This window comes from Haloglomus irregulare, from assembly GCF_007421925.1.
GTDB lineage: Archaea > Halobacteriota > Halobacteria > Halobacteriales > Haloarculaceae > Haloglomus > Haloglomus irregulare.
The window spans coordinates 40,291-53,352 of record NZ_QMDX01000003.1; the positions used below are offsets into that span (position 1 = coordinate 40,291).

13 protein-coding genes are annotated in these 13,062 nt (G+C 71.0%); 9 read left to right on the top strand and 4 right to left on the bottom strand.

Going from position 1 to position 13,062, the window contains the following annotated elements:
* Window positions 1-13 precede the first annotated feature (13 nt).
* From DP107_RS06290 to DP107_RS06310, 5 genes are all read left to right on the top strand, one after another.
* Entirely contained in the window at window positions 14-1,924 is a 1,911-nt protein-coding gene (locus DP107_RS06290) for an ABC transporter substrate-binding protein (protein ID WP_144261308.1), read from the top strand.
* 89 nt (window positions 1,925-2,013) lie between these two features.
* Window positions 2,014-3,024 carry an ABC transporter permease gene (locus DP107_RS06295; protein WP_144261309.1) on the top strand — a complete coding sequence of 337 codons (1,011 nt, stop codon included), beginning with the start codon at window positions 2,014-2,016 and terminating at the stop codon, window positions 3,022-3,024.
* Window positions 3,024-4,148, top strand: coding sequence for an ABC transporter permease (locus tag DP107_RS06300; protein WP_144261310.1), 1,125 nt, complete (start codon window positions 3,024-3,026; stop codon window positions 4,146-4,148). Before DP107_RS06295 ends, DP107_RS06300 begins: the two co-directional genes overlap by 1 nt.
* Window positions 4,145-5,365: an ABC transporter ATP-binding protein gene (locus DP107_RS06305; protein WP_202877358.1), complete on the top strand. Its 1,221-nt coding sequence runs from the start codon at window positions 4,145-4,147 to the stop codon at window positions 5,363-5,365. Before DP107_RS06300 ends, DP107_RS06305 begins: the two co-directional genes overlap by 4 nt.
* Window positions 5,362-6,657, top strand: coding sequence for an ABC transporter ATP-binding protein (locus DP107_RS06310; RefSeq protein ID WP_144261311.1), 1,296 nt, complete (start codon window positions 5,362-5,364; stop codon window positions 6,655-6,657). Before DP107_RS06305 ends, DP107_RS06310 begins: the two co-directional genes overlap by 4 nt.
* A gap of 120 nt (window positions 6,658-6,777) precedes the next feature.
* Here the strand turns inward: DP107_RS06310 and DP107_RS06315 are convergent, their stop codons facing one another.
* Together DP107_RS06315 and DP107_RS06320 are read right to left on the bottom strand one after the other, a co-directional pair.
* Window positions 6,778-7,191, bottom strand: a complete 414-nt coding sequence (locus tag DP107_RS06315) for a desampylase (RefSeq protein ID WP_144261312.1) — start codon at window positions 7,189-7,191, stop codon at window positions 6,778-6,780.
* On the bottom strand, window positions 7,192-8,109 hold the full coding sequence (locus tag DP107_RS06320) for an ABC transporter substrate-binding protein (protein ID WP_144261313.1): 918 nt from the start codon (window positions 8,107-8,109) through the stop codon (window positions 7,192-7,194).
* A 197-nt stretch (window positions 8,110-8,306) separates the two neighbouring features.
* Between DP107_RS06320 and DP107_RS06325 the strand changes: the two genes are divergently transcribed.
* Both DP107_RS06325 and DP107_RS06330 read left to right on the top strand, forming a co-directional pair.
* Window positions 8,307-8,591: a hypothetical protein gene (locus tag DP107_RS06325; RefSeq protein ID WP_144261314.1), complete on the top strand. Its 285-nt coding sequence runs from the start codon at window positions 8,307-8,309 to the stop codon at window positions 8,589-8,591.
* Window positions 8,592-8,770: 179 nt separating this feature from the next.
* Window positions 8,771-9,409 carry a helix-turn-helix domain-containing protein gene (locus tag DP107_RS06330; protein WP_185977204.1) on the top strand — a complete coding sequence of 213 codons (639 nt, stop codon included), beginning with the start codon at window positions 8,771-8,773 and terminating at the stop codon, window positions 9,407-9,409.
* A 9-nt stretch (window positions 9,410-9,418) separates the two neighbouring features.
* Here the strand turns inward: DP107_RS06330 and DP107_RS06335 are convergent, their stop codons facing one another.
* Window positions 9,419-10,915 (bottom strand): CRTAC1 family protein, encoded by a 1,497-nt coding sequence (locus DP107_RS06335; protein ID WP_144261316.1) that lies wholly within the window; start codon window positions 10,913-10,915, stop codon window positions 9,419-9,421.
* A gap of 102 nt (window positions 10,916-11,017) precedes the next feature.
* Here DP107_RS06335 and DP107_RS06340 point away from each other — a divergent pair, with 102 nt between their 5' ends.
* Complete coding sequence (locus DP107_RS06340; RefSeq protein WP_144261317.1) at window positions 11,018-11,767, top strand: SDR family oxidoreductase; 750 nt, start codon at window positions 11,018-11,020, stop codon at window positions 11,765-11,767.
* A gap of 193 nt (window positions 11,768-11,960) precedes the next feature.
* Window positions 11,961-12,875, top strand: a complete 915-nt coding sequence (mdh, locus tag DP107_RS06345) for a malate dehydrogenase (RefSeq protein ID WP_144261318.1) — start codon at window positions 11,961-11,963, stop codon at window positions 12,873-12,875.
* A 14-nt stretch (window positions 12,876-12,889) separates the two neighbouring features.
* Here mdh and DP107_RS21090 read toward each other — a convergent pair whose 3' ends face one another.
* Window positions 12,890-13,024 carry a hypothetical protein gene (locus DP107_RS21090; protein ID WP_272949824.1) on the bottom strand — a complete coding sequence of 45 codons (135 nt, stop codon included), beginning with the start codon at window positions 13,022-13,024 and terminating at the stop codon, window positions 12,890-12,892.
* Between the last annotated feature and the right edge of the window lie 38 nt (window positions 13,025-13,062).

A 13,062-nucleotide genomic window follows, 5' to 3' on the forward strand; every position in this document is an offset into this window, starting at 1 on the left:
GGATACATAGCCCATGTCCGACGACCAGATCGACGAGCGGCGACGGCGAGTACTGCAGGCTGCGGCCGCGGCCGGTGTGTCGGTGACGCTCGCCGGATGTAGTAGCGGTGGTGACGGCGACGGGGAGGGCACGCCGGGGACTGACGCGACCGACTCGGTCGACGAGGAGTTCGCTCCGCAGGGTCCGGGCGACCGGAGCTGGATCACCGGCACCACGTCCGGCGCGCAGAGCCTCAACCCGCTGGCTATCAGCGACGAGGCGACCAACAACCGGCTGGACCTGCTGTACGACCCCGGGAGCGTGACCATCGACGGCCTGGAGTTCGAGGGCCGGATGATCGAGGAGTACGAGATCGCGGACGACTTCACCGCCGCGACCTACCGGCTCCGCGACGACCTGGAGTGGGGCGCCGACTACGGGCAGGTCACCGCCGACGACTACGTCTCCTTCGTCCGGGACATCGCGCTGGGCGGGCCGGACATGAGGACCGGCGTGGTCGGCTACTCGCAGACGAGCAGCTACATCCTCGGCGGCGAGCCGATCGAGATCGAGAAGCTGGGCAAGCTGGAGTTCCGGGTGAACCTGCCCCAGTCGCGTGGGTTCTGGCTCTCGGAGGACCCGATCCGGACGGCGTACGTCCTACCCGCCGACCTCATCGAGAAGTACAAGCCGTTCGAACAGCGGGAGGTCAACGGCAACCAGGCGAACGTCATCACGCAGATCGGGCAGGACGAGGCCATCGTCGAGGGCGACCTGAGTGGGAACCTGGGGCCGTTCAACTTCGAGTCCTGGGACAAGGGCCAGAAGCTGGTCGTCAGCCGGAACGAGGACTACTACCTCTCCGGGACCGAACTCGACGGGTTGGGCGCGGCCGGCCCCAACCTCGAGGAGTACACCTACCAGGTGTTCGACGAGCAGTCGACCGCCTACTCCGCCGTGCGGGCGGGCGACATCACGACGACGGGCGTCGAGGGGCGGAAGGTCGAGGACGTGAGCCAGTCCGACGGCGTGAGTATCTTCGAGTCCGACTTCGGCGAGGGGACCTTCTTCCTCAGCCTCAACCACCGGGTCAACGGCTGGGCCCCCATCCGCGAGAGCCGCGAGGTCCGGCAGGCCTTTGCCCACCTCATCGACAAGAACACGCTGGTCGACCAGATCTTCAGCGGCTACGGCGACCCCATCGGGACCTTCCACGAGGCCTGGGGGCCGTTCTACCCGGACGACCTGCCGACGTTCGAGACCGGCATCGAGCCCGCCAAGGAGAAGTTCGCCAACGGAACCGGGAGCGACTACGGCTACGACGGCGACACGTTCCTCGGTCCCGACGGCGAGCAGGTCGAACTGAAGATGGTTATCGACAACACCCAACAGACCCCGGAGATCGTCGGGAACTACATCAAACAGCGACTCGGCGAGGCCGGCATCGCGGTCACCATCGAGGGGACCAGCTTCGGGAAGATCATCGCCAACTACCTCCAGAACAGCGTCGAGAACAACCCCAACTACGACGGTGAGCCGTCGTTCCAGGCCAGCGGATTCAACAACGGCGCCTACGACGAGGCCATCGGCAAGAACAGTTGGGACCTCATCTACGGTGTCGGCTTCTCGGGCAACCCGTTCACCCCGTGGGGGACCATCCGGGCCCTGCTCCCGGAGCAGTCCCAGTTCAACTTCATGGGGTACCGGCCGGACTTCGACGTCTCGGGGACGGCCACGGCGGCCGCCACCGCCTCCAGCGAGGAGGGGACCCGCGAGAACATGAACGAGCTGTTCACCTTCCTGGCGCGGGATCAGCCGCTGACCTGGCTGTTCAGCCCACAGGCGACGGTCGCCTACCGACGGCCCGTCGAGGGGCTGCCCGAGCCCGACAGCTTCTGGGACCGCCCGGACGCCCGGACCATCGGCCTGCGGACGACCGAGTGAGTCCCGGCAAAGGCACAAGGGCACGGAGCCGAAACTGGGGGTACACTCGACACCCCGACGCCGCCGCTTCCGATCTACACTACGCACGCATGGGAATGAGATGGTACGTCGCCCGGCGACTCGCCTGGGCGCTCGTAGCGACCTGGCTCGCTGTGACGCTCACGTTCGGCGTCCTGCTCGCGGCGCCGAACCCCGGCGCCGACGCGGCCGCCGCACAGTGCGCTTCACAGGACCGCGACCCCGAGCAGTGTCGCCAGCAGTACCTCGAGAGCCGCGGTCTCGACCGACCGGCGCACGTCCAGTACATCGACTACATGACCGATCTGGCCGCGCTCGACTTCGGCTACTCGGAGAGCCAGGAGGAGCCCGTGACCGCCGCCATCGCGGACGCCTGGATCTACTCGGCACAGTACTTCGTCCCGAGCATCATCATCAGCGTCCTCATCGGCTACTCGATCGGGTTGTACAGCGCGCTCAACCGGTACACCCTCACCGACTACCTGGGGTCGTTCGTGGCCTACTTCGGCATCAGCATCCCCAACTTCTGGTTCGCCATCGTCCTCATCCTCGTCGTCGGGGTGTACTTCAGAGAGGCATCACTGCTCGGGGTCTCGCTGGACGCGTTGAGCCTGCGGACCTACTACGAGACCAGTTACGGCGTCTTCACCGTCGAGAACGCCAAACAGCTCATCATGCCGGTCATCGTGCTGGCGACGGCCAGCGTGGCGAGCCAGATGCGCTACTCCCGGGCCCAGGCGCTCGAGTACGCCAACGCCGACTTCGTCAAGACGGCCCGCGCGAAGGGCGCCTCCACCTGGCGGGTGCTGGTCGCACACGTCCTCCGGGTGGCGCTGGTGCCGCTGTCGACCATCCTCATCGTCGACATCCTGGCGGTCCTGTTCGCCGGGTCGTTCATCATCGAGGCCATCTTCCAAATCCCCGGGCTGGGGCGGCTTCAGCTCGAGGCCATCACCCAGAAGGACACGGACCTCGTGGCGGCGGTAACACTCATCCCGGTGTTCCTGGCCATCGTCGGGAACCTGATACAGGACCTCGCGTACGTCCTGCTGGACCCACGTATCGACTACGGTGATCGCTGATGGCGACGGACTCACGCCCCGACACGTTCGACTCGGTCGACTGGGACCGCGTGGAGGCCGACACCGGTGGCGTACCGGTGGTGGCGGTCGTCGAGGCCCTGACCTTCCTCGCGTTCGGTGCGGCCCTGGCGTACGACTACCTCATCGTCCCGGAGGGGGAGCCGACGGTACTGGACTGGGACGTCACCGCCGTCGAGTGGCTGTTCGTCGCCGTCCTGCTGCTGGGGCTGTTCCACGTGGTCGTGCCGCTGGCACGGAGCCGCCGGATGACGGCCTACTACTGGCGCCAGTTCCGGAAGAACCGGCTGGCTGTCGCTTCGCTGGGCTACCTCGGCGTGCTGTTGGTCATCGGCGTCCTCGGCCCGGCCATCTGGGCGGCCCCCAACGAGACCATCAGCTACGCCGAGGCCTACGCGCCGCCGATCTTCATTGGCGGTGACCTCGCCTCGTTGGACCACGCGCTGGGCACCGACGCACAGGGCCGGCACCTGTGGCATCTCATCGTCTACGGCATCCGCGTGAGCTTCGAGGTCGGGCTCATCGCGATGACGCTCGCCATCACCATCGGCACCATCGTCGGTGCGGTGGCGGCGTACTTCGGCGGCTACGTCGACGAGGTGCTGATGCGCTACGTCGACATCCAGCAGACGTTCCCCGTCTTCATCCTGCTGCTCCTGCTCATCTACCTGTACGGGGCGAGCCTCTTCCTCATCATCCTGCTGTACGGCGTGTTCGGCTGGGAGGGGACCGCCCGGCTGGTCCGCTCGGAGGCGCTCCAGCGGACGGAGGAGGCCTACTCGCGGGCCGCGGAGGCCGCCGGCGCCTCGAAGCTCTGGGTCGTCCGCCGCCACATCATCCCGAACGTCTCGAGCACCGTCATCACGGCGGCGACGCTGTCCATCCCGGTGTTCATCCTCGGGGAGGCGGCGCTCTCCTTCCTCGGCTTCGGCGACCCCGGGACGTTCTCTTGGGGGCGGACCATCAACGCCGGGCGCTCGGATATCGACTCGGCCTGGTGGATCTCGACCATCCCCGGCCTGTTCCTGTTCCTGACCGTGCTCGCGTTCAACTTCGTCGGCGACGCGCTGCGCGACGCCATCGACCCACGGAGTGATTCCGGATGACCGGTCCGCTCCTCGAGGTGACGGACCTGCGGACGCAGTTCCACACCGACGAGGGCGTCGTCCGCGCCGTCGACGGCGTGAGCTTCGACATCGGGCGCGGGGAGACGGTCTGTCTGGTCGGGGAGTCCGGCTCCGGGAAGTCCGTCACCAGCGAGTCCATCACGAAGCTCATCCCCATCCCGCCGGGGGAGATCGCCGGCGGCAGCATCCGGTTCGACGGGATGGAGCTGACCGACCTCCCGGAGTCCGACCTCCGTGACCTCCGGGGCAGCCGCATCGCCCACGTGTTCCAGAACCCGCAGGAGACGCTCAACCCGGTCTACCGGGTCGGGCGGCAGATCGCCGAGACCATCCGCATCCACGAGGACGTCGGCAAGGAGGCGGCACGGAAGCGGGCCGTCGACCTACTGGACCGGGTCGGCATCCCCGACGCGGCCGAACGGGTCGACGACTACCCCCACGAGATGAGCGGCGGCATGAAACAGCGGGTCGTCATCGCGATGGCGCTGGCGGGGCGGCCGGACCTGCTCATCGCGGACGAGCCGACCACGGCGCTGGACGTGACCATCCAGGCCCAGATCCTCCGGCTGCTGAACGACCTCCAGGCGGAGTTCGACATGGCCATCCTCTTCGTCACCCACGACCTCGGGGTCGTGGCCGAGGTGGCCGACCGGGTCGTGGTGATGTACGCCGGGCGGGTGATGGAGCGAGCCGATGTCTACGACCTGTTCGAGAACCCCGGCCATCCGTACACACAGGCGCTGCTGGCGTGTCTCCCGGGCCGGGGGGACGCGACGACCGCCATCGGCGGCTCGCTTCCCTCCCCGACGAACCCGCCGGACGGCTGCCGGTTCCATCCGCGCTGTCCCCACGCCATCCCGGACTGCAAGAGCGGCGATCAGCCCCCGCTCCACCCCGTACCGGACCCGGACGCGGTCGCGACGGGCGCAGGGAACCCCGCCGGCACCGGCGCCGGCGGCCCACCCGGCGAGCCAGTCCGGGCCGCCGGTCCGTACGACGACACCGACGGAGCCGAGGAGGGCGGCTGGGACGAGGTCCGCGAGGCGACCGTCAGCGGGCACGTCGCGTCCTGCATCTACTACCGGCAGGGGTACGACGCCACCACCGTCCGACACGACGACGCGGCCGCGGACGGCGGGTCGACCGACCAGGGTGCCAGTGGGGCGGCCGGCGACGAGGAGGGTGGCGGCTCGTGAGTCGCGACCCGCTGGTGGAGGTCGAGAACCTGGAGAAGCATTATCCCATCACCGAGGGCCTCCTGAAGAAGCAGGTCGGGACCGTCCGCGCCGTCGACGGCGTGAGCTTCGACATCGGGCGCGGGGAGACGGTCGGGCTGGTCGGCGAATCCGGCTGCGGGAAGTCGACGGCGGCCACCTCGATGCTGCGGCTGGAGGAGCCGACCGGCGGGACCGTCCGGTTCGACGGTGAGGACATCACCGAGTACGACGACGCGGCGCTGAAGCGGTTCCGCCGGCGGGCACAGATGATCTTCCAGGACCCCTCCTCCAGCTTCGACCCGCGGATGAGCATCGGGGAGTCGGTGGCCGAACCGCTGCGCATCCACGGGCTGAACGACCGGACCCGCCGCCGGGCCGTCGTCGAGGACCTGCTGGAGCGGGTGGGGCTGTCGGCGAGCGATGCCGACCGCTACCCGCACGAGTTCTCCGGCGGGCAGAAACAGCGCGTCGCCGTCGCCCGCGCGCTGTCGGTCAACCCCGACTTCATCCTCGCCGACGAGCCGGTGAGCGCGCTGGACGTCTCCATCCAGGCGGACGTCCTCTCGCTGCTCGACGACGTCCAGTCGGAGTTCGGGCTCTCCTTCCTGCTCATCAGCCACGACATGGGCGTCGTCCGGCAGGTCTGTGACCGCGTGAACGTGATGTATCTGGGGGAGATCGTCGAGAGCGGGCCGACCGAGGAGGTGTTCGGCAACCCACAGCATCCGTACACCAAGGCGCTGCTGAGCTCCATCCCGCGACCGGACCCCCGGAAGCGCGGGAGGGGAATCGAACTGACCGGGGACGTGCCGGACCCGTCGAACCCGCCGGACGGCTGCCGGTTCCACACGCGCTGCCCGGCGGTCATCCCGCCGGAGGGGCTGGCAGTGGCCCAGGAGACCTGGCGGTCGCTGCTGGACCTGCGGAGTCGGGCCGCGCGTGGCGACCTCGACCCCGGGGCGCTCGCGGACGCCGCCGACGAGCCGTCGCCGACGCCCGCCCTCGTGCGCGAGGCGTTCGACCTGCCCGACCCGCTCCCCGACGGGGAGGCCGAGGCGACGCTCGCGGCCGCGCTGGAGACGGCGGCCGACGGTGACGTGGCGGCGGCCGGCGAGCGGCTGGTCGAGGCGTTCCCGACACCCTGTGCCAGGCAGGCCCCCGAGCGCCGCCGGGTCAGCCCCGACCACGAGGCCACCTGCCACCTCCACGACCCCGACCTGGCACCGGACCACGGCGACGCCTACGGCATCGGCGTCGCGGAGAACGACTGACGGCCCAGGACGGCTCGCGGGTCGTTAGCTTACTGTAAACGCTGTAGTCATCCAACACGCCGGATTCAGTTCCGATATCGGCGTTCCAGATAGAACGTACATCATATCCCGATGATCCGCTTAGTTCTCGGTGATCCGGACCCCCTCGGGCTCGAAGCCGTCGCCGGTCCAGCGCCAGGAGCGGACCACGGGCTCGTCGCCGCCCAGCGAGACGATGACGTAGCTGTACCCCTCCCAGGTCGCCTCGCTGGCGTCCACGTCGCTCGGGGCCGGCGGCCCACGGGGGTGCGAGTGGTAGAACCCGACGACCGCGTCGCCGTCGGTCTCCAGGTCGCGCATCAGGTCGAGCTGTTCGGGGGGGTCGAGCGCGTACCGGTTGCGGGGGTGGGTGGCCGCGTTAGTCGCCCGCCGTGACGTGCGCGCGACCGATGGCTCGCCGTGGGTCCCGGCGAGGACGCCGCACACCTCGTCAGGTGCGCCCTCGCGTGCGTGAGCGACGAGGTCGTCGCGGACCACGGCGGGGAGCCGGAGCATCTACGCGACCGTCCGGGTGAGCGGTCGGACGGCCGCGGCGGGCGGCTCGTCGAACCGGTCGGGATGGATGAGGCCGGCCAGGTACTCCAGGGTCCCGACCAGCCGCGGCCCCGGCCGGTTGACATGGTGGTGGCCGTCCATCGCGAACGCGCGGTCCGCCCGGACCGCCGGGAGCTCCGGGAACCCGGCCCGGTCGGTCAGGTCGTCCAGGTTGGCGACGGTCTGGTCCAGCTCGAAGCCACAGGGGGCGGCCACCAGCACCTCGGGGCCGTACGCCCTGACCGCGGCCCACTCGCGGGGGCGTGACTCCGCGCCGTGGTCGGCCATGCCGTACTCGCCGCCGGCCCACTCGACCAGCTCGGGGATCCAGTGGCCGGCGACCATGACGGGGTCGAGCCAGTCCAGCACCGTCACGCGGGGGCGCTCGGCCTCGGGCACGTCGGCGGTCACCTCGCGCACGCGGTCGACCCGCTCGCGCAGGTCACCCACCACCGCGGCGGCGCGGTCCTCGCGGCCTAGGACCGCCCCGATGCGCTCGATGTCGCCGAACACGTCCCCCAGCGAGTGTGGATCGGTCGTCACGACCTCGCAGTCCAGCCCGAGTTCGTCGACGGCCTCGCGGACGAGCACGCGGTCGACCGCACAGACCTCGCAGATACCCTGCGAGACGACCACGTCCGGGTCCAGCCGCTCCAGGGTCTCCAGGTCGAGCTCGTACACCCCGCCGCCGCGCTCGGCGCTGGCGACCTGCTCGTTGATCTCGGCGCTGGAGGCGTCGGGGTCGACCCGCGTCTCGACGACGCTCGGCAGGTCGGCGGCCTCGGGCGGGTGGTCGCACTCGTGGGAGACGCCGACCGGCTCGACGCCGAGGGCGTGGACGATCTCCGTCGCGGACGGGAGGAGCGAGACGACGCGCATATGCCACCTACGAGCGCGACCGGCTAAAGAGTGTGGCAGCGGGCCGGCCCCGGTGGCGCGTGTGACCGGTTCCCGGGTGACCCCGGCACCGAGATCGGGGGCAGCACGGGGGCCTCGCATGGGACCGGACGAGCGGACGGTTCGGGCCACGGTGGCGCCATTCGCGAGCTGGCGGTCGACGCGGACCGGACGCCCCGGTGCCCGTCCTGCGCCGGCTCTGGAGCGGCGCCGACCCCGGTTCCGTCCGGTCGTGGGGCGAGGAGAGGGGCTACCACCGGTTCGGACCGTTCGACGGCGACGCCGGGGCCGGCTCCGGAGAGTTCGTCGCCGTCGCCGGCGGCTCCGTCCAGTGCGTGCTCCACCGCCGCCACGTGTGGGTGCACGACCTGGTCGTCGACGAGCCCCGCCGGTCGGAGGGGGTCGGCGTCGCGCTCTCGAGTTCGTCGAGCGCGGACTCCCCTGGGTCATCAGACCTTGCATAGTCAACCCGATCTCCGATACCGGCGGACCACCTATGCACATACGGGCACCGCGAGGGGGGGCCCAATGCCCATCGTTAGCCACACCGGATACCCCCCCTGACGGTGCCCGCAGGTGTCGGGTCGGCCCGGTCGCCCCGGCCGGCACCGACGCTTATCTTTCCCCGTCGCCAGCCACGGGTATGACCCTCATCGCGGAACTCACCTACCGATCCCCGCTGATGGAGGCGACCGCCGCCGCGCTCCCGGGAACCACGTTCCGGATGGAGGACCTGCAGCTGGTCGAGGGGGGTCCCGGCAAGTTCCTGTTCTGGGCGGAGGGAGGCGACCTCGACCGTCTCGACGACGTGCTGACCGACGACCACACGGTGGCCTCGTTCGTGCAACTGACGGAGCTCGCCGACCGGCGGCTCTACCGCGTGAGCTTCGCGGGTGAGATGAAAGAACGGATGACCTACCTCGTCGCGGCGGCCAACGACATCGTCTATCTGGAGCTGCGCTCGACCCACGAGCGGACCCGCATCCGGGCCCGCGTCCCGACGCGGGAGGCGCTCCGGGACCACGTGGAGACCTGTCGCGAGAAGGGGGTCGACCTGCAGGTGGAGAGCCTCTACCGTGCCGACGAGGAGAGGGAGTCCCGGTTCGGGCTGACCGAACCCCAGCGCGAGGCGCTCGTGGCCGCCCACGAGGCGGGCTACTTTGACACCGACCGCGGCGCGACGCTCGCGGAGATCGCCGCCGGACTGGGCATCTCGCGACAGGCGCTCGCCGGCCGACTCCGCCGTGGCCACCGACAGCTCATCGGCGCGACGCTGACCTGACGGCCGCCGCTACCCGGGGAACGGCACGTCGAGCACCTGGTTCGGGGCGGGGGCCTCGACCCGGGTCCGCGTCTCCCCGTCCGGCCAGGCGACGCGGACCGCCCGGGGCGTCGTGTGCGCAAGCCCGAAATGCGCGACCGGCTCCCCCTGGCAGCAGTAGCCCGAGCCCGCGTCGACGGCGCGGCGCTGGTCGGGCTCGTCGTCGGGTTCGAGCGTGACGAGGGCGCCGCGGGCGGGCGCCCCCTGAGGGGTGCGGGGCCGGACGCGGAGCCAGTCGTTCCCATCGGCGTCCGCGCGGAACAGCGACAGCGGCTCCGGCTCCGGACCCCCGTGGGCGACCAGCAGCTCCGGGCAGCCGTCGCCGTCGAGGTCCGCCGCGACCGCGCCCGTCGTCGGGCGGTCCGGCTCGGTCGCCGGCCCCGGGTCGACGCGCGCCCAGCCGGGGCCATCGCGGTGGTCGGCCCCCACGCGCCGGAGCAGCCGGTTCGGCGCGCCGTGACAGGCCACGAACAGCTCCTCGGCACCGTCGTTGTCCAGGTCCGCGGCGACGACGGTCCGGGCCGGTCCCGGCTCGGCGAGCCCATCGGGAGCCACGTCACCCGCAGCATCGCGCCGGAGCGGCCACAGCCGGTTGCGGTCGCCGTCGGTGACCTGCACGAGGCCCGGCCCGTCCCCGAGGTCAACCAGCGCGGCGCCGCGGGCGTCGCCGTGGCTGTCCGAAACCCCCTGCTCGGGGGCGAAGTCGGTGAACCCGCCGCCCTCGTTCCGGAGCAGCAGGTTCGGGCCGCGCTCCATCCCCAGGAACAGGTCCATGCGGACGCCGGCGTCGGCCCCGTCGGGCGGCGGTCGCAGGGGGCCGGCCAGCGCCGCGCGGCCGCCGCCGAGGAAGTCGATGCCGATCCGGTCGGCCCGGTCGGTCACGCTGCCGGCCGCGACGGTCTGGAGCCGCGCCGGCGAGGCGTCGCCGGTCACGAGGAAGGCGTAGACGCCGTCACCGGTCCGGTCGAGCGCCGCGACCGAGCGCCCGACCCGGAGGTTGCGCCCCCGGCGGTTGCGGCCGTCGGCCAGGAGGTCCAGCCAGCCCGCGGGGCCGTCCGCCCCGTCATCGCCCACGCCGTGCGGGTCCAGCAGCCGGTCGGGCTCCGGGTTGCCGACGCCGCTGCCCGCCTCCGGTTCGACCACCTCGCGGGCGAACGGGCCGGCGTTGTGGACGTACCACTCCTCCACGCCATCGCCGTCGGCGTCGGCGGCCGCGACCCCGACCGCGTGGCCACCCGGGTCGGCGACCGGCGCCGCCTCGCCGTACCGGTCCGAGCCGCGGGCGGTCGCCCGCCGGAGCGCCTCGACGGCGTCGACGAGTTCCCCGTCGCCGCCCCGGAACAGCCGGTTCGCCTCGCCGTAGCCCGCGACGAGGGCGTGCGGCGTGCCGTCGTAGGTCGTGACACCGACGCCGGTCGCGCGGATGGGCTCCCGGTCGGGCAGCAGGTCGCTGCGGTCGACGAGCACGCTCGCGAGGTCGTCCGCCGGCGGCTTAGCCGTGGCGGGGGCGTCGACCGGTCGGCGCGGGTCGACACAAGAGCCATGCCGGTGCCCGGCGCAACACCGTCTATGAGTACCCAACCGACGAGCGGCGCGCTGGCGGGGCTGACCGCGGTCGTGACCGGCGCGTCGTCGGGTATCGGCCGCGAGACCGTTCGCGCGCTCGCCCGCGACGGCGCCGACGTGGTGCTTGCGGCCCGCCGCGAGGAGCGCCTCCACGAGATCGCCGCCGAGGTCGCCGACGCCCACGGCGTCGCCGCCGAGGTCGTCCCGACCGACGTGACAGACGCCGACGCCGTCGCGGCACTGGTCGCGGCCGCCGAGGAGCGTCTGGATGGCGTCGACATCGTCGTCGCTAACGCCGGCGTCGCCGCCGGCTCGGACATCGAGACCATGACCGACGAGGAGTACCGCCGGATGATGGCCGTCAACACCGACGGCGTCTTCTACCTCACCCGGGCCGCGCTCCCCGCGCTCCGCGAGTCCGGCGGCCACCTCGTCTACGTCGGCTCCTTCGCCGGCAGGTTCCCCCGGCCGTACAACCCCGTCTACGCCGCCACGAAGTGGTGGGTCCGGGGGTTCGCCAAGTCCGTCTCCGCGCAGGTCGGCGACGACGACATCGGTGTGAGCATCATCAACCCCGCCGCGGTCCGGACGGAGTTCGAGGTCGACGGCAGGAGCATGGCCGACCGGTACGCTCCCGGCGAGGTCGTCGAGCCCGCCGAGGTGGCCGACGCCATCGCGTTCGCCGCCAAGCAGTCCCCCTCGATGGTCCACGAGCTGGACCTGTACGAGCGCGACAAGCTGACCGATCTCTGACCGGGGTGCTCACGACGCCACTGGTAGCGCCGGGGGCGCTATCGCGGTCCCCACGGGGAGTCCCCGGGGGCGGGGGCCGGACCCGTCGCCACCACGCCCATCGTCGGTAGTTCGGAGTAGCGATCGTCTCGCCCATGAACCACGCCAAAGAGCAATCCTTAACGGGTGAGGCCCACCCACACACGAACGACATATGACCAAAGTGAGCGTCATCGGTGCCGCCGGGACGGTCGGCGCGGCGGCGGCCTACAACATCGCGCTGCGGGACATCGCGGACGAGCTCGTCCTCGTGGACATCCCGGACATGGAGGAGACCACCATCGGGCAGGCCGCGGACACGAACCACGGGATCGCCTACGACTCGAGCACGACGGTGCGGCAGGGCGGCTACGAGGCCACCGAGGGCTCGGACGTGGTGGTCGTCACGGCCGGTATCCCCCGACAGGAGGGCCAGACCCGGATCGACCTGGCGGGCGACAACGCGCCCATCATGGACGACATCGGCTCCTCACTGGCCGAGTACAACGACGACTTCGTCTCCATCACCACCTCCAACCCGGTCGACCTGCTCAACCGCCACCTGTACGAGTCCGGCGAGCGCGGCCGGCACGAGGTCATCGGCTTCGGCGGCCGGCTGGACTCGGCGCGCTTCCGCTACGTCCTCTCCCGGCGCTTCGACACGCCGGTGACGAACGTGGAGGCGACCATCCTCGGCGAGCACGGTGACGCGCAGGTCCCCGTCTTCTCGAAGGTCCGGGTCGACGGCTGCGACCCGACCTTCTCGGCGGACGAGAAGGAGGCGATCCTCGGCGACCTGCAGGAGTCCGCGATGGACGTCATCTCGCGGAAGGGCGCGACCGAATGGGGCCCGGCGACCGGCGTCGCGCACATGGTCGAGGCCGTCGTCCGGGACACGGGGGAGGTGCTCCCGGGCTCGCTCGTCCTCGACGGCGAGTACGGCTACGAGGACACCGCGTTCGGCGTCCCCGTCAAGCTCGGCTCGAACGGCATCGAGGAGGTCGTCGAGTGGGAGCTGGACGACTACGAGACCGACCTGATGGACGAGGCCGCCGGGAAGCTCTCCGACCAGTACGACGAGATCGCCTGACCCGGCCCGGTCCTCTACCGGTCTCGCGGCTCCGTGCGGAACAGCGCCGCCCACTCGGAGACGTGCTCCTCGCGGTCGATGGCCCAGCCGTCCTCCGTCGCCGCGTCCGCGTCCCGGGGGACCGCTGGGGGCTGCTCACTGCGTGACATGTCCGGACGCACTCGGGTGGAGAACATAATGATTGTGC

Bases quoted from the DNA above. Each gene is read 5' to 3' on its own strand.
- DP107_RS06290 (WP_144261308.1), top strand. From the start codon at position 14: ATGTCCGACGACCAGATCGACGAGCGGCGACGGCGAGTACTGCAGGCT.
- DP107_RS06295 (WP_144261309.1), top strand. From the start codon at position 2,014: ATGGGAATGAGATGGTACGTCGCCCGGCGACTCGCCTGGGCGCTCGTA.
- DP107_RS06300 (WP_144261310.1), top strand. From the start codon at position 3,024: ATGGCGACGGACTCACGCCCCGACACGTTCGACTCGGTCGACTGGGAC.
- DP107_RS06305 (WP_202877358.1), top strand. From the start codon at position 4,145: ATGACCGGTCCGCTCCTCGAGGTGACGGACCTGCGGACGCAGTTCCAC.
- DP107_RS06315 (WP_144261312.1), bottom strand. From the start codon at position 7,191: ATGCTCCGGCTCCCCGCCGTGGTCCGCGACGACCTCGTCGCTCACGCA.
- DP107_RS06320 (WP_144261313.1), bottom strand. From the start codon at position 8,109: ATGCGCGTCGTCTCGCTCCTCCCGTCCGCGACGGAGATCGTCCACGCC.
- DP107_RS06330 (WP_185977204.1), top strand. From the start codon at position 8,771: ATGACCCTCATCGCGGAACTCACCTACCGATCCCCGCTGATGGAGGCG.
- DP107_RS06340 (WP_144261317.1), top strand. From the start codon at position 11,018: ATGAGTACCCAACCGACGAGCGGCGCGCTGGCGGGGCTGACCGCGGTC.
- mdh (WP_144261318.1), top strand. From the start codon at position 11,961: ATGACCAAAGTGAGCGTCATCGGTGCCGCCGGGACGGTCGGCGCGGCG.
- DP107_RS21090 (WP_272949824.1), bottom strand. From the start codon at position 13,024: ATGTCACGCAGTGAGCAGCCCCCAGCGGTCCCCCGGGACGCGGACGCG.